This window comes from Hyphomicrobium sp. DY-1 (genome assembly GCF_047497105.1).
Classification (GTDB): Bacteria; Pseudomonadota; Alphaproteobacteria; order Rhizobiales; family Hyphomicrobiaceae; genus Hyphomicrobium_B.
Genome location: NZ_CP134870.1, coordinates 2283790 through 2308823, shown reverse-complemented (window position 1 = coordinate 2308823; position 25034 = coordinate 2283790). Strand labels below are relative to the sequence as shown.

Here is a 25034-nt window from a genome sequence, read left to right as displayed (position 1 = left end):
GGCTGGTAAGAGCGCCCGGCCTCTAGTCGTTGTCGAGCCCGTAGGCCGAGTGCAACGCACGAACCGCGAGTTCGGCGTAGGCTGCATCGATCAGAACGCTGACCTTGATCTCGGACGTCGAGATCGCGTGAATGTTGATGCCCTTTTCCGAGAGTGTCTTGAACATCTGCGCTGCAACACCCGCGTGGCTGCGCATGCCGACGCCGATGACCGAAATCTTCACGACGTCTGCCGAGCTTTTGACGTCGACGTGGCCGATGTCGGTCTTCGCCTGTTTCAAGACTTCAAGCGTGCGCGGCAGCTCGGCCGCCTGCACGGTAAACGTCATATCCGTATGCTTGCCGTCCGGCGTGATGTTCTGCACGATCATATCGACGTTGATATTCGCATCTGCGAGCGGCCCAAAGATGCGCGCGGCGATGCCCGGTTTGTCGTCGACATTCAGAAGCGTAACTTTCGCTTCGTCTTTCGCATAGGCGATGCCGCTTACGACCTGCTGTTCCACGATCTCATCCTCGTCGCATACGATGGTGCCGATATTCTCGATATTATCGGCTCTGAAGGGTTGCATGGCGTCCGGCGCTACGAAGCTCGACAGTACCCGAGTCTTGACCTTGTAGACCATTGCCAGCTCGACAGACCGCGTCTGCAGGACCTTCGAGCCGAGGGACGCCATTTCGAGCATCTCTTCGTAGGAAATTTTCGCAAGCCGTTTCGCTTTGGAAACGATGCGCGGGTCCGTTGTGTAAACGCCGTCAACGTCGGTGTAGATATCGCAAACGTCGGCTTCGAGCGCGACGGCGATCGCAACCGCGCTCGTGTCAGAACCGCCCCGGCCGAGCGTTGCGATCCTGTTCTCGGTGGGCTCAATGCCCTGAAAGCCGGTGACGACGGCAATTTCGCCGCCTTCGATCCGCGATTTGATCTCGGCGCCTGGGATATCGAGAATTCGCGCCGCACCATGCGCCGTATCGGTCTTCACCGGAACCTGCCAGCCGGTCCACGACCGCGCGCGCAGGCCCATCGCCTGCAACGTGATGGCGAGAAGCCCCGCCGTCACCTGCTCGCCGGTGGCGACGACGGCATCGTATTCCCGCGCATCATAAAGCGGAGAGGCTTCCTTGACCCAGGCAACGAGCTGGTTCGTCACCCCAGCCATGGCTGAGACGACGACTGCGACCTTGTTGCCGGCGTCGACCTCGCGCTTCACGTGACGTGCGACGTTCTGGATGCGCTCGATGTTGGCGACCGACGTGCCGCCAAATTTCATGACTACGGTCGCCATTCTCGAAGCGCTTCCCTTGGCCTGTGCATGCCCGCACGGCCCCTGGCATGGGTCTGACGAGCATTAAGATTTGGATTGAGTCCGGCGCTTATTAGCGGCTCGCGAGCCCCCCGGCAACAACCGAAAATTGACCCATCCGGGACAATAGCTTGACAAGATGACCGCCGGGTTGACGTGTATGGCGGAAGACGGAGACGACAATGACCGCAACGCAGCAATCCGACGCCGGTAAACGCACCCTCGATACCGAAGAGGTCGAGCGCTTTTCCCGCATGGCCACCGAATGGTGGGACCCACGTGGCAAATTCCGCCCCTTACACCAGATCGGGCCGCCGCGGCTGTCGTTCATCCGCGATAGCGCCGTCGAACGCTTCGGCCGCGATCCCAAGGCGCTCCGGCCCCTCACCGGCTTGACGGCAGTCGATATCGGCTGCGGCGGTGGCCTCGTCGCGGAACCTTTGGCACGCATGGGCGCAACCGTCACTGCCATCGACCCATCGGAAAAGAACATCGCCATCGCGAAATCGCACGCCGAAGGTCAGGGCATCGCCATCGACTATCGTGCCGTGCGCGTCGAAGACCTCGTCGCCGAAGGCCGCACGTTCGACATCGTCGCCTGCCTCGAAGTTGTAGAGCACGTGCCAGACCCGGCGAAATTCATCGGCGAATGCGTGAGCCTCGTCGCACCCGGCGGCCTCGGCGTGTTCTCGACGCTGAACCGCACGTTCAAGGCCTGGGCGCTCGCCATCGTCGGCGCCGAGTATGTGCTCGGCTGGCTACCGCGCGGAACCCACCAGTGGGACCGCTTTATCACCCCGGATGAGCTGGCTTGTTACGTCAAAGCCGCGGGGCTCGACGACGTCCGGTTCGAAGGCATCACCTATAATCCTCTGCAGGATTCTTGGTCGCGCAATCCGGACACGGACGTGAACTATCTGATGTCGGCACGGAAACCGAAACCATCGTGACGGCGTTCGCCCGCTCGGCGGCGCATTGAGAGGGGGAAGGTGCGATGTTTCCAATCGGGGACGATGACTCGCAGGTCCGCATTTCGCCCATCGTTACGACGGCGCTTATCGTCGTCAACGTGCTTTTCTTCCTGATCGAGCTGAACGGCGGCAACGAGTTCATTCAGCGCTGGTCGTTCATCCCGAGCCGCTTCGCCGAAGATCCCGCGTCGAACTGGCCGACCATCTTCACCGCCATGTTCATGCACGGCGGCTGGATGCACCTGTTCGGCAACATGCTCTATCTCTACATCTTCGGCGACAACGTCGAAGAAAACTTCGGACATGTAAAGTATCTGGCGTTCTACCTGATCGCCGGTATCGCAGCGACATTCGCTCAATTCTATTTCAATCCGCACTCGAACATTCCCAACGTCGGCGCTTCAGGCGCAATAGCCGGTGTGCTTGGCGCTTACCTGCTTCTATTCCCGCAGGCTCGCGTCGATGTGCTTGTCGCGCGGGCCGTCATGTCGATGCCGGCGCTGATCGTGATCGGCTTCTGGTTCGTGCTTCAGCTCTTCAGCGGCGTCGGCTCCATTGCCCATACCGACGAAACCGCCGACGCTGGCGGCGTCGCTTACATGGCGCATGTCGGCGGCTTCGTTGCCGGTCTCGCGATTGCGCTGCTCTTCAGGGGCCGCGGCGGCCCGCCGAGAACCGCCTGAGCACCACCCCTAAAAAAGCAAAAAAGGGCCGGAACAGAGTTCCGACCCTCCTAAAAACTGTACCCAAAAGCGAGCTGTTAGATGCTCCGCGCCATCCGCTGACGCATCGGGCGTAGAACGGCGAGCGCGAGAATTGCCGCGAGAATGTTCATGCCAGCCGCCGTATAGAACACGGCATGCCAATTGCCCGTCGCCTGCGTCAGCAGACTGGAAAACGGCACGAGCAGCGACGCGGTGCCCTTCGCAGTGTAGAGCAGGCCCGCATTCGTCGTTGCGAACTTCGAGCCGAAGGTATCGCCACACGTTGCCGGGAAAAGGCTGTAGATCTCACCCCACGCAAAGAACACCAGCCCTGTCAGCACCACGAACAGGATCGGATCGTGTCCCATGCGCGCCAGCGCAAGCAGGCCGACGCCCTCAATGCCGAACGCGATGAACATTGTCGTTTCGCGGCCGATCTTGTCCGACACCCAGCCGAAGAACGGACGCGTGACGCCGTTGAGAACGCGGTCGAGCGACAGCGCGAACGTGAGCGCGGGAAGCGTAATGCCGACGAGGGACACCGGAACATCTGCAACCTTGAAGTCCTTCGCGATAGGCGCAAGCTGCGCCGTCGCCATCAGGCCGCCCGCCGCCATCATCACGAACATCAAATACATGATCCAGAAGACCGGCGTCTTCAGCATCTCAGTCGGCGCGAACGACCGCTTGGCCGAAAGCAGTTCGACGCGCGCACCGAACTGGTCTTTTGACGGCGACCGCAATAGGAACGACACGAGAATGATGACGATGCCCTGCAGCAGCCCGAAATAAAGAAACGCCGCTTCGTATCCCTGCGATGCGATCACGATCGAGATTGGAATAATCGTCAGAGCCGAGCCCATGCCGAAGCCGGCTGCCGTCACACCGGCCGCCAAGCCGCGACGATCCGGAAACCACTTGAGCGCATTGCCGACGCACGTACCGTAAACACAGCCTGCGCCGATACCCCCGATGGCCTGCGCGACATAGAGCATCGCCAGTGAGTCCGCCTGCGAGTTCAAAAGCCACGACAGACCGATCATGATGCCGCCAACCAGGACGAGCGGCCGCGGCCCGAGGCGATCTTCAAGATAGCCTTCGAAGGGAATGAGCCAAGTCTCGGTCAGAATGAAGATGGTGAACGCCCACTGGATCGCCGCCATCTCCCAACCGAACTTGGCGTGAAGCGGATTGACGAAGAGCGTCCAACCATATTGCAGGTTGGCGATCATCGTCATGCACAGCACCCCCAGCGCGAGCTGCATCCACCGTCCGGTGGTTGATGTCGCAATGCCAGAAGCCGGAGCGCGCGACTCCGTTTGAATAGTCATCCTTGGCAGTCCCCTCGGGCTTGTAATTCTTTTTCATTTCGCACTAAAAGCGCCGAAACATAAAACGTGAAAAATCTCGTTCGACAAGTGCAGCATTAAAGCTAAGCGCCAACAAAGTTTTTTGCTGCACCGCCACACAGAAATCGAGGGACGAAGTTAGATGAAAATTTGCGTCGTCGGCGCAGGCGGAATCGGTGGCTTGCTTGCCGCGCGACTTGCCCAATCGGGCGAAGACGTAACGGTGATCGCCCGCGGCCCGCACCTTGCGGCGATCCGCGCCAATGGCCTCAGACTGATCGAAGAGGACGGTAGCGAGAGCGTTTCTCGCGTTGCTGCGACCGATAAGATCGCGGACGTTTCCGAACAGGATCTTGTTATCCTCGGGATGAAGGCACATCAGGTCGCAGCCGTCGTGCGCGATCTTCCCGCGATGTATGGTCGCGACACGGCCGTGCTCACTGCCCAGAACGGCATTCCGTGGTGGTACTTCATGCGCGTCAGCGGGCCGCACGAAAACCATCGCTTGGAAAGCGTCGATCCCGGCGGCGTGGTCGCAGATAATCTGCCTGCTGATCGTGTTCTTGGCAGTGTGGTATATCCCGCAGCCGAAATCGCAGAGCCGGGGGTGATTAAGCATATCGAAGGCAACCGGTTCTCGATTGCCGAAATCGATAATTCCAAAACCGAGCGCGTCACGCGCGTTTCGGAGGCGTTGCAGAAAGCCGGTTTCAAAGCCCCGGTCGTCTCCGACATTCGCGCCGAGATCTGGACGAAACTCTGGGGCAACCTGAGCTTCAATCCAATCAGCGCACTGACGCATGCGACGCTGGAAGATATCTGCAAATATCAGCCGACCCGCGATGCCGCTGCCCGCATGATGAGGGAAGCCCAAGCCGTCGGCGAAGCACTCGGCATTCGTTTCCGCATCCCGCTCGAAAAACGCATTGCAGGCGCCGAAGCCGTCGGGCCACACAAGACGTCGATGCTGCAGGACATCGAAGCCGGTCGCGGCATCGAAGCCGACGCACTGATCGGCTCGGTGATCGAGCTCGGTCAGGTCGCAAACGTTCCGACGCCACAGATCGAAACGATCTATGCCTGCGTGAAATTGCTTTCCGCGACCTTATCGCGCGAAGGCGGACGATTGAGAGTTGAAAAGGCCTGACAACGCCGCCGACGGCACAGGCACCGGAGATATGAGAACGACGATGGCAATACCCACGACACTACATGAGCTTCTGAATGCCGGAGACGGCCGAGCGCCGGCCATCCGGGCGTCCGGCATCGAAGCGCTGACCTACGCCGGCTTTCGCGACCTTGTGACGCGAACCATCGACAGCCTGAATGCACTTGGCATCGGCCGCGGCGACCGCGTTGCGATCGTGCTGCCGAACGGCCCCGAGATGGCGACATCCTTCGTTGCAACGGCATCGGCCGCGACGGCCGCGCCGCTCAATCCCTCCTACCGTCACGACGAGTTCGACTTCTACATGTCGGACATCAACACCAAGGCGCTCATCGTCGAGGAAGGCAGCACTTCACCCGCAGTCGCCGTTGCGAAAGAGCGCGGCATCATGCTCATCACGCTGAAGCCCGATCCTGCGAGCGGCGCCGGCGCATTCACGCTGTCGGCTGAAACGCCTGCCGAGAAACCAGCTCAGAGTGGCCCGGCGCAGAGCGACGACACCGCATTGATCTTGCATACGTCGGGCACGACGTCGCGTCCGAAGATCGTGCCTCTCAGCCATAAGAACGTTGCGGCCTCCGCCGGCAATATCGCCACCGCATTGCAGCTTTCGGCCGGTGACCGCGCCTTGAACATCATGCCGCTGTTTCACATCCACGGTCTGATTGCGGGCGTGCTGGCCCCGCTGTCGCGCGGTGGCTCGATCTTCTGCACGCCGGGCTTCAATGCGCTGAAGTTCTTCCACGCCATGGAAGAGGCGGCGCCGACCTGGTATACCGGCGTCCCGACCATGCATCAGGCAATCCTCTCGCGCGCCAGCCACAACGCCGAGACGATCGCGCGCCACAAGCTGCGCTTCATCCGCTCCTCGTCATCGTCGCTCCCGCCGCAGGTCCTGAGCGAACTCGAAGCGACCTTCGGTGCCCCCGTCGTCGAAGCCTACGGCATGACGGAAGCCTCGCATCAGATGGCGTCGAACCCCATCGGCACCGCCCGCAAGCCCGGCACGGTCGGCCTGGCCGCCGGACCCGAGGTCGCCATCATGGATACCGAAGGCAATCTCTTGCAGCCCGGCGAAGTCGGCGAAATCGTCATTCGCGGCGACAACGTCACGAGCGGTTACGAAAACAACGCCAAGGCCAACGGCGAAGCCTTCACCAACGGCTGGTTCCGCACCGGCGACCAGGGCACCATCGACGCCGACGGCTACATCACGATCACCGGCCGTCTGAAGGAGATCATCAATCGCGGCGGCGAGAAGGTCTCCCCGCGCGAAGTCGATGAAGTCCTGATGGATCATCCCGCCGTTTTGCAGGTCGTGACGTTTGCCGTCCCGCACGACAAGCTCGGCGAAGATGTCGCCGCCGCCGTCGTGCTGCGCGAAGGCCAGGAAGCGACCGAGCGCGAGCTTCGCGACTTCGCGAACGAACACCTCGCCCACTACAAGGTGCCGCGCAAGATCCTGCTGCTGCCGGAGATCCCGAAGGGCGCGACAGGCAAGCTGCAGCGTATCGGCCTGGCCCAGAAGCTTGGCCTCGCCTGACGCGCTAGGGCGATGAAGACAAAGAAAAACGCCCGGCATCACCGGGCGTTTTTTATTGTCCGAAGCTGAAGCGGCAGGCGCTTAGCGATCGCCCGACTCGAGCTGGCGGCTCATCGCGAGCGCCATCAGCGTGCAGACCGCACCGGAGAGCAGATAGCCGCCCGCCGCCATCAGGCCGAAGTGGCTCGACAGCCAAAGCGCAACGAACGGCGCGAACCCAGCGCCGACCAGCCACGCCAAGTCGGTCGTCAACGCCGAGCCGGTATAGCGGTAGATCTTGGCGAAGTTCGAGGCGACGGCGCCCGACGCCTGTCCGAACGACAGACCGAGCAGCGTGAAGCCCAGCACCATGAACACGATCTCGCCGACGTCACCGCCGTTGAGGAGCTGCGGAGCGAAACCGCTGAACACCGCGATTACCGCCGCCGTGGCCGAGAGCAGGTTGCGACGGCCGACCCGGTCCGCAACGAACCCTGACGCCACGATCGCGAACAGACCGACGATGGCGCCGATGATCTCGATGATGAGGAAGCGCGACGGGCTCTGGGTCGTAAAGAGGAATACCCACGACAGCGGGAACACCGTCACCATGTGAAACAGCGCGAAGCTCGCCAGCGGCGCAAAGGCACCGATGATAACATGGCGGCCTTCCTTCTGCAGCGTCTCGCCGATCGGCATCGGCTCAAGCTCCTGCTGCTCGAAGTGCTCGATGTATTCCGGTGTATCGACCATGCGCAGACGCGCAAACAGCGCCACGACGTTGATCGCGAAGGCAACGAAGAACGGGTAGCGCCAGCCCCAATCCAGGAAATCTTCGCTCGACAGGTTGGCTGCGAAGTAAGCGAACAGCGCGGCCGCGACCATCAGGCCGAGCGGCGCGCCAAGCTGCGGGATCATGGCGTACCAGCCGCGACGATTCTCCGGCGCGTTCATCGCCAGCAGCGACGGCAGACCGTCCCATTCGCCGCCGAGCGCCAAGCCCTGGCCGATGCGGAAGATCGCCAGCAGAACGGCGGACGCCAGACCGATCTGTTCGTAACCTGGCAAAAAGGCAATCGCGACCGTACAGGTTCCGAGCAGGAACAGCGTGATCGTCAGCTTCACCGCGCGCCCGTAGTTGCGGTCGAGAGCCATGAACATGACCGTACCGACCGGACGGGCAATGAACGCCAGCGCGAAGATCGCGAACGAATAGAGCGTTCCGGTCAGGGCATCGAGATGCGGAAAGATAAGCTTCGGAAAAACGATGACCGATGCGATGGCATAAACGAAAAAGTCGAAAAATTCCGAAGTTCGGCCAATGATGACGCCAATGGCGATTTCGCCAGGGCTGACATCGCCGTGCCCGCCATCCGCAGATGCTGTGTTCCGCTCGAACGTGGCTGTGGCTCCACTCATCGGCCGCTCATGCTCCTTGAACCATGCTCTGGCTCTGCGCGCAAAAATATTCGCGAGCCACTCAACGTAGCTTCTGTCCCGGGTTCCCGCGCGAGGGCATTAGGCAAATTGTCCAATGTGCCAATGACGCAGAAAACGGCTTTTCAAAGCTTTTGCCTTGATCCTCGGGGTTTTGCCAAGCCACTTCGGGCGCCTGAGGACGCTATAACGTGTGTTTTAGAGGGGAGCGGAGGCCGGTCGAGCGCATCCCTACCCCCGAGAGGCCGTCAGGATTGAACGCTCAAGACTGCGAACCGGATGCGGGCTTGGTCGCGCCAGTGCTGCGACCCGCGAACCAGCGATGGCGCGGATGCCGCAGCTTGTGAATCCACAGACGCAAGCGAGCCCCTAACGAGGGTGTGATCTCGATCAGGATGCGACGGCGCTTGCTATAAGCATCTGCGAATGACATGACCCCTCCGAAAATTTCGGATTTGAGCATAGCCCTCGCGCCGTTAAACCAGGGTTCCCCAGATGGCCGGGATTTTATGCATTGGACACACCGCACCGCCCCGATGTTGCATCAGCAGCCGTGAAGCGAGGCCCGGCGTCCCCGCGCTCTACTTGTTCGTATTGTTGTGCTTAGGAGCCTGCGGTTCTGGCGGAGGAAGCGCCTCATATCCGCCCGCGCCACCATCGCCGCCTTCGCCGCCATCCTTCAAATCGCGGTGGTGCGCGTTGCCCCGTTCGATCGGAACGACGGGGGCGGACTCATAGGCCTTCTCGGCCTTTTCCTGAATGCGAATGCTTTCCGGAACGGAATCGGCAAACGCGAGGCTCCCGATCGCCGGGATTGCCGATGCGCCGACCGTCAGCAGCAGGCAACCGCGGCGAAGTTTGCGATAACGCTGCATCTTATGCTCCTTGGCCTTTTGCGGCCCCTTTCGCCCTGCGCCAAAAATAAACGTGTTACCCCAACTTTTCACCCAAATTCCCCAACGGATCGGTCACTTTCACACGTTATTTTGGATGACGAACGATCATGTACTCTTTGATTTTGCGCAATTTACCGTTCGTGAACCAGCGAATAAGGTTCTGCAATCGTATCGCTGAAAAATCGGCTAAAGTTTCTTTCATTCTCGCCTTAAATCTATTTCGAATTTGATCCGCCCAATGGCAACTCCCGATCCTTCCGACAACCGCGGCCGGCCTCCAGCCAACTCACCCGTCATGCTGACGGTCCTGTGCGCTATTCTGGTTGCAATAGCGACCTGGACGATCTTTTTGGTCCGCTAAGGGTTGTATCCAAGAAGGCCCAACGCACCCGTGTCGGCCGGACGGCTGCTTGCAGCCGGCCCCCGGCACCCTATGTCTCAGGCAGGCTATGTCTCAGGCGGGATAGACGCGGTCTCGTGGCTAAACGGTAGGAGCGTCACAATGAGAACGGGAATATTGGCGGCAGCCCTGGTTCTGGGAAGCGCCGTCCAGGCTCACGCGCAGCAAAGCGTCAGTCCGGCGCCGACGGGTGGAACTGAATCGATCATTCGAACCCCATCGAGCAGCAATAATGGCAGCAGCTACGGGACATCCGGAAATGTCGGCGCGCCGACATCGATGTATCCGCAGCGACTGCAGAATTATAACAACCCCGCTGCGAGCTATGGCCGATTCGGAAATCCCGTCACCGGCAATACCCGCATGCGGAGCAATCGCCGTTAGGCGGATTGCCAATTGGCACTCCTCGATTTCCGATTGGCACGATAAACGCGTCCGGCATACGCGGTTGGGCGTCTTGTCTACTTCGCAACACGCATCGGCTTTTCTAATTGACAGTCCACAGCGGACTGCTCGTCATCGCTTATGGCGCTTGTCCTCCAGACATATGCGCCCGTCAGACCGTTGCTGAAGAACCCGTATTAAGTCACCGTCGCATCCGTTCTTTCTATTCGGCGACGAATGGCTCAACATAGGCAAGGCGATCGGTTCGGCATCGCGTCGAATGCGGGGTCGTGTCACGACGAGATGCCGAGGCGCAAATGATAACGACCGTATCCGCTTTGAGTGCGTTTGAGCTCGCCCGCATCCAGTTTGGGTTCACCGTCTCCTTCCACATTATCTTTCCCGCCATCACCATTGGCCTCGGAACGTATCTCGTCGTCCTCGAAGGGATGTGGCTGCTAACGAAGGATGCGACCTACCGCGATCTCTATCATTTCTGGTCGAAGGTCTTCGCTATCAACTTCGGCATGGGCGTCGTCTCCGGCCTCGTCATGGCCTACCAGTTCGGCACAAACTGGAGCGGCTTCACGGCTTTCGCAGGCGGCGTCACCGGCCCGCTTCTGACGTACGAAGTTCTGACGGCCTTTTTCCTCGAAGCCGGCTTTCTTGGTGTCATGCTGTTCGGCTGGAATAAGGTCGGTCCCGGCCTCCACTTCTTCGCGACGATCATGGTGTCACTCGGAACGCTGCTGTCGGCCGCTTGGATTCTGGCGTCCAATAGCTGGATGCAGACGCCCGCAGGCTTCGAGGTCATCGACGGCCGCGTCGTTCCCGTCGATTGGCTGAAAGTCATTTTCAATCCGTCGTTCCCTTATCGCCTCGCGCACATGGTCGTTGCATCCGAGCTTGCCGTTGGCTTGTTCGTCGGCGCTTCCGCCGCGTGGCACCTGCTTAAGGGCCGTTCATCGCCCGCGATCCGCACCATGTTCTCGATGGCGATGTGGCTGATCCTGATCCTTGCGCCGATCCAGATTCTCGTCGGCGATCAGCACGGCCTGAACACACTGAAATACCAGCCCGCCAAGATCGCGGCCATCGAAGGCCACTGGCAAAACGAGCCGGGTCAAAGCGTCCCGCTCATTCTTTTCGGCTGGCCCGACATGAAGGCCGAGACGACGCGCTATGCGCTTGAAATCCCCGAACTCGGCTCGCTCGTGCTGACGCACAGTCTCACGGGCCACATTCCAGGCCTTAAGGAATTCCCGCCGCAAGATCGTCCGAACTCCACGATTATCTTCTGGACGTTCCGCATCATGGTCGGGCTCGGCTTGCTCATGGTGGCACTCGGCGTCTGGAGCCTGTGGCTGCGCTGGAAGGAACGGCTCTATTCGTCGGACTACTTCCTCCGCTTCGCATTGCTGATGGGTCCGGCGGGGCTGATTGCCATTCTCGCCGGTTGGCTGACGACGGAGATCGGCCGCCAGCCCTGGGTCGTCTATGGGCAATTGCGGACCGCCGACGCCGTCTCGAACCATTCGGTCCTTGCGCTGTCGATCACGCTCTGCGCTTTCGTCGTTGTCTATTTCGCAGTGTTCGGCACAGGTGTCGGCTACATGCTGAAGGTCGTCGATCAAGGCCCCGACGAAAGCGGCGGACCGCAACCCGATGCGGACAAAGATCCGCACCTGCGTCCTGCGCGCCCGCTCTCTGCGGTCGAAGACAAAATCGACAATCCGGCCATTTGAGGAGACGCGAACCATGGACATCGGTATCGACCTCCCGCTTCTCTGGGCCGTGATCATCGGCTTCGGCCTGATGATGTACGTCATCATGGATGGCTTCGACCTCGGGATCGGCATTCTCTTTCCCTTCGTCAAAGACCGCACCGACCGCGATACGATGGTGAATACCGTCGCTCCGGTCTGGGACGGCAATGAGACGTGGCTGGTGCTTGGCGGCGCCGGTCTTCTTGCGGCCTTCCCGATCGCCTATTCCATCGTTCTCTCGGCCATGTATTTGCCGATCATCGCCATGCTGCTCGGATTGATCTTGCGCGGCGTCGCATTCGAATTCCGCTTCAAAGCCGACGAGGCACACAAACCGGTCTGGGATAAGGCGTTCGCCGGCGGATCGTACATCGCCACATTCTCGCAAGGCATCGTGCTTGGCTCGTTCATCAACGGCTTCCAGGTCGAAAATCACGTCTATTCGGGCGGTGCCTTCGACTGGCTGACGCCCTTCGCAATTTTTTCCGGACTGGGCTTGATCGTCGCCTACGCGCTGCTTGGCGCGACGTGGCTGATCCTGAAGACCGAGGGGGCTTTGCTCGAACGCATGCGCGAACTGGCAAAGCCGATCGTCTTGGCCTTGCTCGCGACCATCGCCATCGTCAGCTTATGGACGCCGCTGAGCCACCCTGAGATTGCCACGCGTTGGTTCTCCTTCCCCAACATCGTGTTTTTCTCGCCGGTGCCGATCCTCGTTGTCATCGCGGCAGTGGCGTTGCTGTGGGCCATCGCACGCGACACGCACGCAATGCCGTTCCTGCTCGCGTTGGGTCTCGTTTTTCTGGGCTACAGCGGGCTCGTCATCAGCCTGTGGCCGAACATCGTGCCGCCGTCGATCTCGATCTGGGACGCAGCCTCGCCGCCGCAAAGCTTAGGCTTCACGCTCGTTGGCGCGTTGTTCACGATCCCGTTCATTCTCTTCTACACCGCGTGGGCCTACCACGTGTTCCGTGGCAAGGTGAAAGCGGGAGAGGGGTATCACTGATGCCGGGCAACGCCGAAACGAAGCCCCCATCCTTGGCGCGTCGCGTCGGCTGGCTCGTGCTGATTTGGACGTTGAGCGTGCTGGCGCTCGGCGCGTTCGCCGGCCTGATGCGCCTTCTCATGACGCAAGCTGGCCTGACCGTCTGAACTGTCCGTCTGGACCCACAAGCCCGCGAAACTTTAGTCTTCCGCAGACGGCTAAGTCGCAGGATGCGCCAGATAGGCGAAGTCGGTCGTAACCCGCTCGTAAATCCCGCGCTTGAACGGCACGATCAGTTCGGGAAGGGTTTCCATCGGCGCCCAGCGCCACATATCGAACTCGGCTTTGGTTTCCGCCTTCGCCGCAATGTCGATATCGCTGTCCTCACCGAGGAAGCGCATCGCAAACCATTTCTGCCGCTGGCCGCGATAACGGCCCTTCAGCGCCACGCCGAGAAGGTGAGGCGGCAGTTCATACGACAGCCATTCCGGATGCTCGGCCAGCATCTCGACATGCGTCACGCCAGTTTCTTCGCGAAGCTCCCTCAACGCGGCGATCCGCGGCGCTTCGAACTTCTCGATTCCGCCCTGCGGCATCTGCCAGATATGCGCTTGGCCGTCGCCGGCCCACTTCGGACGCCGCCGGCCAACCCAGACGAGACCGTCGCGATTGATGAGCATGATGCCGACGCCGGTCCGGAAAGGCAGAGCATTCGGAGACAAGCTGGCTGGTGTCGGCAACACTGTCATTCCTGGTTGCAACCCTCGCATTTGTGAGTTGATTGATGGCGCATCCTGATTCTGCAGAAAAACGTAGCAGCCGTATGACATTAGACTGTCATATAAACAGGAAGCGAGGACAAGTCGCTTTTTTAATCAGAATCTGAAGCAAAAATGCAGCGTTAGGGCGACGCTAGCCACGCGTCGGGCGCGCTAACGGCGCGAACTCCATCAGAACCTCGCGATAGACCGCGCGCTTGAATGGAACGATAAGGTCGAGAAGGTCATGCGCGCTAGTCCAACGCCATTCCACGAACTCAGGTTCCAGCCCTTCGCCGGGCGTGATGTTGATTTCGCTGTCCGTTCCCAGGAAGCGATAGGCAAACCACATCTGCTTCTGCCCGCGATAGCGACCGCCCCAGGCGACGCCGATCAATTCAGGCGGCAAGTCGTAAGTGACCCAGCGCGATAGCTCCCCGATTTGTTCGACGGAAACCATCGCCGTTTCCTCAAACAGTTCGCGCCTCGCTGCTTTGACGGGCTCTTCGCCAGCATCGATGCCGCCCTGCGGCATCTGCCACCAGGTCCCGCGCCCTTCCGCATCGCCCGGAATGTCGGCGCGACGGCCTACCCAAACCAGCCCTTCGGCGTTGATGACCATCTGCCCCACGCACGGCCGATAAGGCAGATCCTCGGGATTGATATGCGGTTTCCCTGACTTACTCATGTGCGATTGCCTCGTCCCTTGTTCCGGCCGCTCCATAACACAAAGGGCGCCGTTTCCAGCGCCCTTTGAATGCCTTGAGTTCAGACGGTGGCCTTAGTTCGGCGTCACCTTCTTGTCGTCGTCGGACGACGGTGCGGCCGGGGCCTTCTTGTCGTCAGCGTCGGTCGACGGCTTGGCGGCCGGCGTGTCCGAAGGAGACGGCGCCGCGCTGGACGTCTCTGGTCCCTTCGCCTTGCCGTCGAGGAACGAGATTGCGTACTGCAACTGCGTATCCTTCGCCGCGTCCTTGTTCACGTAGGACGGCGAGCCCGAGGGTTCCGCCAGATCGTCGTCTTTCGTCTGGTCCGGATTGCTCGGGTTCTTCAGATGGCCGCGAAGGCTCGCTTCACCGCGCGGCTTTTCAGCAGCGATCTTGTCCTTCAGGTCATCCGGCACAGCCTCGGCAACGTTGATATCCGGATCGATACCCTTAGCCTGGATCGACCGGTTCGACGGCGTGTAGTAGCGCGCCGTCGTCAGACGGATCGCACCGTTGGCGCCGAGCGGAATGATCGTCTGCACCGAACCCTTGCCGAATGAGCGGGTGCCGATGACCGTCGCACGCTTGTGATCCTGCAAAGCACCAGCAACGATTTCAGACGCCGAAGCCGAACCGCCGTTGATCAGCACGACGATCTTCTTGCCGTCGCTGATATCGCCGGGACGCGCGTTCGCACGCTGCGTCTCTTCGTTGTTGCGGCCCTTGGTCAGCACGATCGCGCCCTGCTCCAGGAAGTCGTCGGACACCGCGATCGCCTGATCGAGAAGACCGCCCGGATTGTTGCGCAGGTCGATGATGTAGCCCTTGATGTTCGGACCAATTTCCTTGTCGAGCGTCTCGACGGCCTTCACGAGATTGGCGTGCGTCTGCTCGTTGAAGGTCGAGATCTTGATGTAGCCGACATCGCCTTCGACATGCGACTTAACCGGGTTGATGCGGATCACGTCGCGCACGACCTTGACGTCGAACGGCTCATCTTTGCCCTTGCGGACGATCGTCAGCGTAATGGGCGTATTGACCGGACCGCGCATCTTCTCGACTGCCTGCTCGAGCGTCAGGCCCGAGATGGCTTCGTTGTCGAGATGCGTGATGAGGTCGTTGGCCATCAGGCCGGCCTTGGATGCAGGCGTATCGTCGATCGGCGAAACGACTTTGATAACGCCGTTCTCCATCGTCACTTCGATGCCGAGACCACCGAACTCGCCGCGCGTCTGGACTTGCATATCCCGGAAATTCTTCGGGCTCATATAAGACGAGTGCGGATCGAGCGACGACAGCATGCCGTTGATCGCCGATTCGATAAGCTGCGTATCGTCGGGCTTGTCGACGTAATCGGAGCGAACGCGCTCAAGAACGTCGCCGAAAAGATCGAGCTGCTTATAGAGTTCGGAATTCTGCGATGACGTCGCCGAGTACGTCTGGGTGACATTCAGGAGCGTTGTCGCTCCGGCCAAACCCGTCATCAGCAGGAATGTCCAGAATGCATAGTCTGTCTTGCGCATTAGCCTTGTACCTTCTGCTGACCTGATGCCCACCAGGGATCGGGATCGATAGGACGTCCATCTTTACGAAGTTCAACGTATAATACGGGTCCGCTTACTGGTGTCGCGGACGACGAATTCTTTTGACCACCACTCATTGTACCGACGGGCTCTGCGGTCAGTACGAACTGTCCCGGCTGAACATCGATCTGCGATAGGCCCGCGAGCAGAACATGATAGCCGTCGCCTGCATTAATGATCAAGAGTTGCCCATAGCTGCGAAATTCGCCAGCGTAGACAACCCAGCCATCGCATGGCGACGTAACTTGGGCGGAATACCGCGTCTCGATGACAATCCCCTTGGATTGTCCGCCAAATTGCGTTTTCTCGCCGAATCCAAGGGCCCGCCGCCCCTGGGCCGGTAACGGCAGTTTGCCGCGCGCATCCGAAAACGGGATGGCCGGTTTGATGCGGCCCGGGCTACCGGGAATGAGCGACGCTCCCCCCGGCTCAAGCTCAACCATCGCAACCTTCTGGCCGTTGGGGGCAGTGGCGGCAGACGCCGGCTGCGTGCCTTGAGCCACAACCTTCGACGCCGCGGCGGCCGTTGCCGCTTTCGCTGCTGTTGCAGGCGGAGGCGCAGGCTGCACTGACGGCGTCGCCTCGGCGACCTTGGCAGTTTTGACCGCAGCGTCGTCCGCCGGTGGCGGCTTGATGATCTGCGGTCCCGATGCCGGAGCAGCCAACGCCACCTGCTGGCCCTGCGACCGCTGACGCGCTTTCAGCTCTTCATCGTACGTGCCGAGTCCGGTCTTTTCAGAAACGGCCGTGTCGAGCTTGTTGATGAGATCGGAAAGGCTTGTGACACTCTTGGAAATGTCCGAGGTCGCGGTGCGCACCGACGCAAGCTGCGATTTCCGGTCCTGCAACGTCAGCTTCTTGGCTTCCATCAAACTCGCGAGCCGAGTGCGAGCTTCATTGAGCCGGTCCGTCTCGGCCTGAAGTCGCGCGCCTTCGGTGCGAATGTTGCCCATTACGCGCTGCAGATCGGCGAGCTGCGTCCCAAGCGCCACCGCCTGGTCTCTGAGCCCCGGAAACGCCGACGACAACAGCATGGCGCTGCGAACCATCTTGAGCGCATCCTCGCGTCGCGTCACGAGAACCGGCGGCGGGTTGCGCCCCATGCGTTGAAGCGCACTGAGCAGCGCCGCGATCTCGACATGCCGCTGCGCCAGCGAGCCGCGAACGATCCGCTCCTGCTCTTCGAGTTCCGACAACCGGCCTTCGATCGCGGTCATCTTGCCTTCGCTGCGCTGAATGAGAGCAGCCGTATCGATAAGCCGGCCATTCAACTGCTCGCGTTCCGCATCGAGCTGCGCGACGTCCGATTGGATCGTCAGCTCCTTGGCCGCGTTAACGTCGAGCTCGTGCTTCTTTTCCTGCAGGACGCGCTTAGCCGTCTCGGCATCGGTCGGCAGCGGATCCTCGGCGAACAGCGGCGACGGCAGCAGCGCGAACGACAGCGCCAGCACGCCGGCAAAACCCACGCGTCCGCTCACGTCGCCGATGCGAGGCCGAAACGTCCGCAACGCAGGTTGGTTCTTTGACACGAGGCCTCAGGTTGATGGGCGCATAGGACCGGTAAGGACGGATCTCGCCCGCCTTGAAACCGGTTGTGCGAATGATGCGGCTGAAAAATTAAGGGATTTGCAGCGGAGAGCAAATTTCAAATGCGTAATGCTATGCGGACGGACAGTCTTCGACGCCTTGGCCACTTGCAGATTGCCCTGCCCCTCCGGAAGGCTTAAGCACATCGTTCGATTTCGCTGCGGACAGGCTGAATGCAATATTTTCTCTATCATGCCACTACGGTTGCCGTTTTTGCCGTTCTGATCGTCCTGCTCTTGGGCTTGTGGAACATGATGCGCGGCAGCAGCCCCAACCTGAGCCAGAAGCTGATGCGATGGCGCGTCGGGCTCCAGTTCGTCGCGATTCTCATTATTCTTGCCTACGTCATTGTGACCCACTAATGGCCGAAGTGCCCTTCGGGGCGTCACCGCCGATTTTTGGCGAAACAAGATAAACCGGATTTGAGACGATGGTCGTACTCAATCGCATCTATACCAAGACCGGCGATGCCGGCACGACGGCACTAGGAACGGGCGAGCGCGTCCCGAAAACGTCCCCGAGAATAGCGGCTTACGGCACCGTGGACGAAACAAACGCGGCCGTCGGCGTCGCTCGTACCCACCTCGCCGGGAGCGAACCTGACGTCGACGCCATGCTCCTTCGCATCCAGAACGACCTGTTCGATCTCGGCGCCGATCTCTGCGTTCCTGACAAGGATGAAAAGCTGGCATACGAGCCACTTCGTGTTGCCGATGCCCAGGTGACGCGCCTCGAAGCCGAGATCGATCAGATGAATGCCGAGCTGACGCCTCTGCGCTCCTTCATTCTTCCCGGTGGCACGCCCGCCGGCGCCGCCTTGCACGTAGCGCGCACCGTCTCGCGCCGCGCCGAGCGGATGATGGTCGAACTGGCCGCCGTGCCCGGCGAAGCGGTCAGCGCGCCGGCCCTGAAATACATCAACCGTCTTTCCGACTTCCTCTTTGTCGCAAGCCGCTACGTCAACGACCGCGGCAAGGGCGATATCCTGTGGGTTCCGGGGAAAAATCGCTGACGCCAAAGCCCTGCACGCATGGGCAAATCGGCACAATCCCAAGCTTCGCAATATTCTAAGAGATGACGCGCGCCATTAGGCGAAAGACTTATCCAAGGCTGGCCTTGTTAACCTCCGCCGCGACGCAAGCGACGATTGACTTGAACCCAACCCAACCTTAGCTTTCGCTCTTCGCAGTTGCGAAAATCGCGCTTTTTTGCTGGAACTTGAACCCCGCGGGCGCGTCCCGCTCGACCCGCGAGCGGAAATGCACTGTGGAGAAACCCGCGTTCGTCCGAAGCGCGGGAAACAACAAACAGGGGAGCGCCAGAGGATCTGGCGGAAGGCATGAAGATCGTAGTGCCGGTCAAACGCGTCGTTGACTACAACGTTAAAATTCGCGTCAAGCCGGACGGCTCTGGAATCGACCTGGCGAACGTCAAGATGTCGATGAACCCGTTCGATGAAATCGCCGTCGAAGAGGCTGTGCGCCTTAAGGAAAAAAGCGGCGCCAAAGAGGTCGTTGCCGTCTCGATCGGATCGGCCAAATCTCAGGAAACGCTGCGCACCGCGCTTGCCATCGGCGCCGACCGCGCCATTCTGATCGAAACGCCTGAAGGCGCCGTCGTCGAACCGCTCGCCGTCGCCAAGCTGTTGAAAGCGCTGGTCGAAGCCGAAAAGCCCGATCTCGTCATCCTGGGCAAGCAGGCGATTGACGACGACAGCAATCAGACGGGCCAGATGCTCGCAAGCTTGCTCGACTGGCCGCAAGGCACGTTTGCCTCGAAAGTCGTGCCGGAAGCAGGCTCCATCACTGTCACGCGCGAAGTCGATGGCGGCTTGGAAACGATCAAGCTCAACCTGCCGGCGATCGTCACGACTGATCTGCGGCTCAACGAGCCGCGTTATCCGTCGCTGCCGAATATCATGAAGGCCAAGAAGAAGCCGCTCGATGTCAAGAAGCCGGAAGACTTCGGCGTCGACATCGCACCGCGGCTCAAAGTTTTGAAGACTGCCGAACCGGCGACGCGCAAAGCAGGCGTCAAGGTCGGCAGCGTTGCAGAGCTGGTCGAGAAGCTGAAAAGCGAAGCGGGAGTTCTCTAATCATGACGACACTTCTCCTCGCCGAACTTTCCGGCAAGACACTCGCACCTGCCACTGCCAAAGCGCTTTCCGCGGCGAAGGACCTTGGCGGAGACGTCCACATCCTGGTTGCTGGCTCCGACGTTGGTAGCGCCGCCGAGACCGCAACCAAGCTCGCAGGCGTTTCGAAGGTTCTCGTCGCGGACGCCCCTCAGCTCGCCAATGGATTGGCGGAAGAGGTGGCCGCGGTCATCCTGTCGATTGCGAAGGATTATTCCGCCATCGTCGCCGCCGCGACGGCGTTCGGCAAAAACGTTTTGCCGCGCGTCGCAGCCAAACTCGACGTGATGCAGATCTCCGACATCACCAAGGTCGTCTCGCCCGACACGTTCGAGCGTCCGATCTATGCCGGCAACGCCATCCAGACCGTGCAGTCGGCCGAACCGGTGAAAGTCATCACCGTCCGCACCGCTGCGTTCGCGGCCGCGCCCGAAAGTGGCTCTGCCGCCGTCGAGACGATTTCGGCCCCGGCTGCCGTGGGCATCTCGACCTTCGAGAAGGCCGAGTTGTCGAAGTCGGATCGCCCGGAGTTGACGTCCGCCAAGATCATTATTTCCGGCGGCCGCGGCATGGGCAACGGCGAGAACTTCACGAAGTATATCGAGCCGATTGCCGATAAGCTCGGCGCCGCGATGGGTGCTTCGCGTGCTGCCGTCGATGCCGGTTTCGTGCCGAACGATTGGCAGGTCGGCCAGACCGGCAAGGTTGTCGCTCCCGATCTCTATATTGCGGTCGGCATCTCCGGCGCCATCCAGCATCTCGCCGGCATGAAAGACTCCAAAGTCATCGTTGCGATCAACAAGGACGGCGATGCGCCGATCTTCCAGGTCGCCGACTACGGGCTCGTCGCGGACCTGTTCCAGGCGCTGCCCGAGCTTGATGCCGAACTGCAGAAAGCCAAGGCCTGAGATAAACGCGCTAGACAACATCGAAACCCGCGAGGACCCGACTTCATGTCGCAAGCTCAGAAGCTGATGGAAAAAGGCAAGGTCAGCGTCCAGCCTGCCCGGACGATCAGCAAGGTCGGCGTCATCGGCGCCGGCCAGATGGGCAGCGGCATCGCCCACGTCGTGGCCCTCTCGGGGTATTCGGTCGCGATCAACGACCTCAAGAAAGAGTCCTACGACAAGGGCATTGAGGTCGTCACAAAGAACATGGCGCGCCAGGTCTCCAAGGGCCTTATCAGCGAGGAAGCCCGCGATCAGGCGCTTGAACGCATCTCGTTTGCGCCGACGCTCGAAGCCTTCGGCGACTGCGATCTCGTCATCGAAGCGGCCACCGAAGACGAAAGCCTGAAACACAAGATCTTCGCCGCGCTCTGTCCGCACCTGAAGCCGACGGCGATGCTGGCGTCCAACACGTCGTCGATTTCGATTACGCGTCTGGCGTCCGGCACCGACCGCCCGGAAGACTTCATCGGCATGCACTTCATGAACCCAGTGCCGCTGATGGAACTCGTCGAATTGATCCGCGGCATCGCGACGGAAGACGAGACGTTTGCTACAGCCAAGACCTTCGTCGAAAGCCTCGGCAAGAAGACGGCCGTATCGGAAGATTTTCCGGCCTTCATCGTCAACCGCATTCTGCTGCCGATGATCAACGAGGCCGTCTACACGCTATATGAAGGCGTGGGCACCGTCGAAGCCATCGACAAGGCGATGAAGCTTGGCGCCCACCATCCAATGGGCCCGCTCGAACTCGCCGACTTTATCGGCCTCGACACCTGCCTGAGCGTCATGCAGGTGCTTTATGAAGGCCTGTCGGATTCGAAATACCGCCCCTGCCCGCTTCTCGTGAAATACGTTGAAGCCGGCTGGCTCGGTCGCAAGACCAAGCGCGGCTTCTACGATTACCGCGGCGAGAAGCCCGTCCCGACGCGCTAAAACATCAACTTCCGAAAAGCCCGCTGACTGCGCCAGCAACGCCGCCGCGTTCGATCAGCGCCCCCAGCCCCGGATAGACGACCAGCCACGACAGCGCCGCGATCGAAATCGTAACGGCAATCGCGATCGGCCATGCCATCCCCCAGAACCGCCGATGGCTTTCGGTGACGAACACCAGGATGGCAATCAGCGTCAGCACCGCCAACCCTTGCCATAGCGTTCCGAGATCGACGGCAGTTCCATTTTTCAGCAAGCCGACCGCGAGCAAAAAGAAAAAGATCGCGACAAAGCTCGACAGCAGCGCGCCATAGCTGACGCTCAAAACGCAAAGCTTCACATATGACATCGGCGACCGTTTCCGCGTCCCGAGCCACCGGCAAACGTAATATTGGATCGGCGTCAGGATCGCCATGCCGACGTATTGCACGATCTCGTTCGTGATGACCGCCGAACTGTTCGCCGTGTTGGGCACATGAAACAGCGCCGCAAAGGCGCGCGGCAGCAACACATAGATGAGGGTCATCTGCGCACCGACCGTGGCCGTCAGAAAACCCCACTGCGAGCGATAGGTCGGATCGTCCGTCAACCGGATGATGGTATCGACAGGATGGCGCAGAAACGACAGCGCGACGGAGAGAATACCGTTGCGACCATGCGAGCTGAAAAATTCCGATGACAGGCTGCCCCAGCCTTCGGAGCTTGGCGCCGGCGCTGACGCCGCGGCCGCTTGCGTCCCGCAGGAAGTGCAGAATTTTCCCTGCAGAGCCGTCCCGCAATTGGCGCAAAAACGCACGCTTGCCATTCCCGCCTCGGTCATGATCGTGCCCCCACGCACCGCTCAGGTCCGGCGCACCTTTAGCATGGCCGCCCGACGCCAGAAACTGGCGCCCGTGAACATTCCACGCTATGCAGCGCCAACGCCGTCGGGATGGAATGAAAACATGGTTCATACGAAGCGCGTCGCTTTGGTGACGGGGGCCGGCTCCGGCATTGGCCGCGCGGTGGCCCTGAAACTTCAGGCCAACGGCTTCGACGTCGCGCTGCTTGGCCGTCGCGTCGATGAGCTGCAAAAAACTGCAGACCTCGCAACGCCCGCTGGTGCCGAATGCCTCATCGCGCCTGCTGACGTCGCGGATGAAACGGCGGTTGCAAAAGCCTTCAACGCAACCCGCGAAACGTTCGGCCGCCTCGATCTTCTCTTCAACAACGCCGGCACCTTCACCCAAGGCGTCCCGATCGACGAACTGCAGCTCAGCGAATGGAAACGCGTCGTCGATGTGAATTTGACGGGATGTTTCCTCTGCGCGCGCGAAGCCGTTCGCATTATGAAGGCGCAAGATCCCAAAGGCGGCCGCATCATCAACAACGGCTCGATTTCGGCTCAAGTCCCGCGTCCGTTATCGCTCGCGTACACGGCAACCAAGCATGCCATCACTGGGCTGACGAAATCGCTGTCTCTCGATGGCCGCGCCGACAACATCGCCTGCTCGCAGATCGATATCGGCAACGCCGCAACTGACCTGACCTCAAAGATGGGCAGCGGCATTTTGCAAGCAACCGGCGCAACCATGGTCGAGCCGCGCATGGACGTTTCGCATGTGGCGGATGCCGTGCTCTACATCGCCAATCTGCCCCTCGACGCCAACGTTCAGTCCATGACGCTGATGGCGACCAACATGCCCTTCATCGGCCGCGGTTGAGTAACCATTGCCGCTTCAGCGAGAGAGCTTCGGCTTCGCTTCCGTCGTCAAAAACCCCGTCAAATCCCGCGTCAGGTAATGCACGTGCTCGGGAAGCTCTCGCCACTCGCGCACTTTCAATTGCGCCGGATGGTCGATGTAGTCGGAATGGACGAGCACCGTCGTCATGCCGAGACTCGACGCCGGTTCCAGATTGTGCGGCATGTCTTCAAACATCGCAGCACGCGCGCCGGAAACGGCGTGAAGCTTCAGCATTCTGTCGAACGCTTCGCGCTCCGGCTTCGGAACATAATCCAGCGCCGCGATATCGCAGATATCCTCAAACAGATGCAGCACGCCGAGCTTCTGCGCCACGTTCTCGGCATGCCGCCGTGAGCCGTTGGTGAAAATCAACCGCCGCCCCGGCAGCGCAGCGATCGCCGCGGCAAGATCAGGCAACTCCGGCACCACCGACAAATCGATGTCGTGCACATATTCGAGAAACGGGCCCGGCTGTAGTTTATGCACCTTCATCAGCCCGGCGAGTGTCGTGCCGAACTGCCGGTAATACGCCTTCTGCAAATGCCGTGCATGCTCGCGCGGAACGCCGAGTGTCTTTGCGATAAACGCGCTCATGCGCTGATCGACTTGCGCGAACAGATCGCACGACGCCGGATAGAGCGTGTTGTCGAGATCGAAGATCCACGTCTCGACGTGATCGAAACCAGGTCGCGTCATGGCTGCAGCCGGCAAGCCTGCCTGTCCTGCCGGAGCTGCCATTAGCTGCGGCCCTTCTTGCGCTCGGCCCGTTTGACGAGTGTGCCGACGCCATGCTCGGTGAAGAGTTCGAGCAGCACGCAATGCGGCACCCGCCCGTCGATCACGACGACGCCCTCGACGCCCGCTTCGACGACTTCGATGCAGCCTTCGATCTTCGGGATCATGCCGCCGGAGATCGCGCCTTTCTTGATCATCGCTTTCGCTTCGTCGATCGTCAGGCTCGGAATGAGCTGCTTGTTCTCGTCGAGGACACCCGTGACGTCGGTCAGCAGCAAGAGGCGCTTGGCTTGCATGCGCGCCGCAAGCGCCGAAGCGAACGTATCGGCGTTGACGTTCAGCGTCTCGCCTTCGCGGCTGATCGCAACCGGCGCGATGACCGGAATGAGATCGGACTTCGAAATCACTTCAACGATATGCGGATTAACTTCCAGCGGATCACCGACGTACCCGATATCGACATGCTTCATGATGTTCGACTGCGGATCGGGCATCTCCGTGATCTTTTTCGCGATCATCAGATTGGCATCTTTGCCCGAGATGCCGACGGCCTTGCCGCCCTGCCGGTTGATCGCCGACACGATCTCTTTGTTGATCTTGCCCGCGAGCACCATCTCGACGACTTCGACGGTCGGCTTGTCGGTCACCCGTAGCCCGTGGACGAAATCGGATTTGATCGCGAGCTTCTGCAGCATATTGCCGATCTGCGGCCCGCCGCCGTGCACGACGATCGGGTTGATGCCCGATTGCTTCAGATAGACGATATCCTGCGCGAACGCCTTGAACAGCGCCTCATCGCCCATGGCGTTACCGCCGAATTTGATGACGACGTTCTTTTCGTCGTAATCAATGAGATGCGGAATCGCTTCCGCGAGAATGCGCGCCTGCTGATGCGCTGTCAGCGGACTTTCGGCCGACGACGCGGCTTGAGTTGCGGCAACTTTTTCCGAGAGAGGTTTCGCTGACGTCACGAGTTTCCCCCTATGGCCAAAATGCACCGCCTGGCGGGGAGCCGGGCGCGTTGTCGCGGTCTTATAGCGG

At 60.5% G+C, this 25034-nt stretch carries 26 protein-coding genes; 14 read left to right on the top strand and 12 right to left on the bottom strand.

The annotated features are described in order from the left end of the window. Positions 1-22 precede the first annotated feature (22 nt). Positions 23-1285 (bottom strand): aspartate kinase, encoded by a 1263-nt coding sequence (locus tag RLW41_RS10975; protein WP_414464540.1) that lies wholly within the window; start codon positions 1283-1285, stop codon positions 23-25. 200 nt (positions 1286-1485) lie between these two features. Between RLW41_RS10975 and ubiG the strand changes: the two genes are divergently transcribed. Then, entirely contained in the window at positions 1486-2253 is a 768-nt protein-coding gene (ubiG, locus tag RLW41_RS10970) for a bifunctional 2-polyprenyl-6-hydroxyphenol methylase/3-demethylubiquinol 3-O-methyltransferase UbiG (RefSeq protein WP_414464539.1), read from the top strand. 44 nt (positions 2254-2297) lie between these two features. Beyond that, entirely contained in the window at positions 2298-2957 is a 660-nt protein-coding gene (locus RLW41_RS10965; protein ID WP_013950499.1) for a rhomboid family intramembrane serine protease, read from the top strand. 77 nt (positions 2958-3034) lie between these two features. Here the strand turns inward: RLW41_RS10965 and oxlT are convergent, their stop codons facing one another. Further along, complete coding sequence (oxlT, locus tag RLW41_RS10960; protein WP_414464538.1) at positions 3035-4309, bottom strand: oxalate/formate MFS antiporter; 1275 nt, start codon at positions 4307-4309, stop codon at positions 3035-3037. A 160-nt stretch (positions 4310-4469) separates the two neighbouring features. Here oxlT and RLW41_RS10955 point away from each other — a divergent pair, with 160 nt between their 5' ends. Together RLW41_RS10955 and RLW41_RS10950 are read left to right on the top strand one after the other, a co-directional pair. Next, on the top strand, positions 4470-5474 hold the full coding sequence (locus tag RLW41_RS10955) for a ketopantoate reductase family protein (protein WP_414464537.1): 1005 nt from the start codon (positions 4470-4472) through the stop codon (positions 5472-5474). A 43-nt stretch (positions 5475-5517) separates the two neighbouring features. Continuing rightward, on the top strand, positions 5518-7038 hold the full coding sequence (locus tag RLW41_RS10950; RefSeq protein WP_414464536.1) for an acyl--CoA ligase: 1521 nt from the start codon (positions 5518-5520) through the stop codon (positions 7036-7038). Positions 7039-7119: 81 nt separating this feature from the next. Here the strand turns inward: RLW41_RS10950 and RLW41_RS10945 are convergent, their stop codons facing one another. The 3 genes from RLW41_RS10945 to RLW41_RS10935 all read right to left on the bottom strand — a co-directional run bounded on the left by RLW41_RS10945 (position 7120) and on the right by RLW41_RS10935 (position 9329). Continuing rightward, positions 7120-8436, bottom strand: a complete 1317-nt coding sequence (locus RLW41_RS10945; RefSeq protein ID WP_409561779.1) for an MFS transporter — start codon at positions 8434-8436, stop codon at positions 7120-7122. 280 nt (positions 8437-8716) lie between these two features. Then, the gene (locus RLW41_RS10940) at positions 8717-8887 is read right to left on the bottom strand and encodes a hypothetical protein (RefSeq protein WP_414464535.1); all 171 of its coding nucleotides are present in this window, start codon (positions 8885-8887) and stop codon (positions 8717-8719) included. A 148-nt stretch (positions 8888-9035) separates the two neighbouring features. After that, a complete protein-coding gene (locus RLW41_RS10935) occupies positions 9036-9329 on the bottom strand; it encodes a hypothetical protein (RefSeq protein WP_414464534.1) in 294 nt (97 codons plus the stop codon). Between the two features lie 523 nt (positions 9330-9852). Here RLW41_RS10935 and RLW41_RS10930 point away from each other — a divergent pair. From RLW41_RS10930 to RLW41_RS10915, 4 genes are all read left to right on the top strand, one after another. Next, positions 9853-10134, top strand: coding sequence for a hypothetical protein (locus RLW41_RS10930; RefSeq protein ID WP_409561776.1), 282 nt, complete (start codon positions 9853-9855; stop codon positions 10132-10134). Between the two features lie 317 nt (positions 10135-10451). Then, positions 10452-11879: a cytochrome ubiquinol oxidase subunit I gene (locus tag RLW41_RS10925; protein ID WP_414464533.1), complete on the top strand. Its 1428-nt coding sequence runs from the start codon at positions 10452-10454 to the stop codon at positions 11877-11879. A 19-nt stretch (positions 11880-11898) separates the two neighbouring features. Further along, positions 11899-12906 carry a cytochrome d ubiquinol oxidase subunit II gene (cydB, locus tag RLW41_RS10920; RefSeq protein ID WP_414464586.1) on the top strand — a complete coding sequence of 336 codons (1008 nt, stop codon included), beginning with the start codon at positions 11899-11901 and terminating at the stop codon, positions 12904-12906. Next, positions 12906-13052, top strand: a complete 147-nt coding sequence (locus tag RLW41_RS10915; protein ID WP_409561774.1) for a DUF2474 domain-containing protein — start codon at positions 12906-12908, stop codon at positions 13050-13052. The genes cydB and RLW41_RS10915 overlap by 1 nt, the downstream gene beginning before the upstream one ends. 51 nt (positions 13053-13103) lie before the next feature. Here the strand turns inward: RLW41_RS10915 and RLW41_RS10910 are convergent, their stop codons facing one another. The 4 genes from RLW41_RS10910 to RLW41_RS10895 all read right to left on the bottom strand — a co-directional run bounded on the left by RLW41_RS10910 (position 13104) and on the right by RLW41_RS10895 (position 17462). Next, complete coding sequence (locus RLW41_RS10910) at positions 13104-13634, bottom strand: RNA pyrophosphohydrolase (RefSeq protein WP_409561773.1); 531 nt, start codon at positions 13632-13634, stop codon at positions 13104-13106. Between the two features lie 163 nt (positions 13635-13797). Continuing rightward, complete coding sequence (locus RLW41_RS10905) at positions 13798-14331, bottom strand: RNA pyrophosphohydrolase (protein ID WP_414464532.1); 534 nt, start codon at positions 14329-14331, stop codon at positions 13798-13800. A 93-nt stretch (positions 14332-14424) separates the two neighbouring features. Then, positions 14425-15873 carry a S41 family peptidase gene (locus RLW41_RS10900; protein WP_409561771.1) on the bottom strand — a complete coding sequence of 483 codons (1449 nt, stop codon included), beginning with the start codon at positions 15871-15873 and terminating at the stop codon, positions 14425-14427. After that, on the bottom strand, positions 15873-17462 hold the full coding sequence (locus RLW41_RS10895) for a murein hydrolase activator EnvC family protein (RefSeq protein WP_409561770.1): 1590 nt from the start codon (positions 17460-17462) through the stop codon (positions 15873-15875). The genes RLW41_RS10900 and RLW41_RS10895 overlap by 1 nt, the downstream gene beginning before the upstream one ends. Before the next feature lie 231 nt (positions 17463-17693). Between RLW41_RS10895 and RLW41_RS10890 the strand changes: the two genes are divergently transcribed. The 5 genes from RLW41_RS10890 to RLW41_RS10870 all read left to right on the top strand — a co-directional run bounded on the left by RLW41_RS10890 (position 17694) and on the right by RLW41_RS10870 (position 21537). Continuing rightward, on the top strand, positions 17694-17882 hold the full coding sequence (locus RLW41_RS10890) for a twin transmembrane helix small protein (protein ID WP_013950485.1): 189 nt from the start codon (positions 17694-17696) through the stop codon (positions 17880-17882). A gap of 68 nt (positions 17883-17950) precedes the next feature. Further along, positions 17951-18532 carry a cob(I)yrinic acid a,c-diamide adenosyltransferase gene (locus tag RLW41_RS10885; protein ID WP_414464531.1) on the top strand — a complete coding sequence of 194 codons (582 nt, stop codon included), beginning with the start codon at positions 17951-17953 and terminating at the stop codon, positions 18530-18532. Between the two features lie 327 nt (positions 18533-18859). After that, positions 18860-19615, top strand: coding sequence for an electron transfer flavoprotein subunit beta/FixA family protein (locus RLW41_RS10880; protein WP_409561768.1), 756 nt, complete (start codon positions 18860-18862; stop codon positions 19613-19615). Between the two features lie 2 nt (positions 19616-19617). Further along, positions 19618-20562 carry an electron transfer flavoprotein subunit alpha/FixB family protein gene (locus RLW41_RS10875; protein WP_409561767.1) on the top strand — a complete coding sequence of 315 codons (945 nt, stop codon included), beginning with the start codon at positions 19618-19620 and terminating at the stop codon, positions 20560-20562. A 45-nt stretch (positions 20563-20607) separates the two neighbouring features. After that, a complete protein-coding gene (locus tag RLW41_RS10870; protein WP_409561766.1) occupies positions 20608-21537 on the top strand; it encodes a 3-hydroxybutyryl-CoA dehydrogenase in 930 nt (309 codons plus the stop codon). Positions 21538-21541: 4 nt separating this feature from the next. Here RLW41_RS10870 and RLW41_RS10865 read toward each other — a convergent pair whose 3' ends face one another. After that, entirely contained in the window at positions 21542-22354 is an 813-nt protein-coding gene (locus tag RLW41_RS10865) for a hypothetical protein (RefSeq protein ID WP_414464530.1), read from the bottom strand. A gap of 124 nt (positions 22355-22478) precedes the next feature. Here RLW41_RS10865 and RLW41_RS10860 point away from each other — a divergent pair, with 124 nt between their 5' ends. Further along, complete coding sequence (locus RLW41_RS10860; RefSeq protein WP_414464529.1) at positions 22479-23237, top strand: SDR family oxidoreductase; 759 nt, start codon at positions 22479-22481, stop codon at positions 23235-23237. 15 nt (positions 23238-23252) lie between these two features. Here the strand turns inward: RLW41_RS10860 and RLW41_RS10855 are convergent, their stop codons facing one another. Together RLW41_RS10855 and argB are read right to left on the bottom strand one after the other, a co-directional pair. Beyond that, on the bottom strand, positions 23253-23996 hold the full coding sequence (locus RLW41_RS10855) for a pyrimidine 5'-nucleotidase (protein ID WP_414464528.1): 744 nt from the start codon (positions 23994-23996) through the stop codon (positions 23253-23255). Continuing rightward, positions 23996-24964, bottom strand: coding sequence for an acetylglutamate kinase (gene argB / locus RLW41_RS10850; protein ID WP_409561762.1), 969 nt, complete (start codon positions 24962-24964; stop codon positions 23996-23998). Before argB ends, RLW41_RS10855 begins: the two co-directional genes overlap by 1 nt. Positions 24965-25034: the final 70 nt, after the last annotated feature.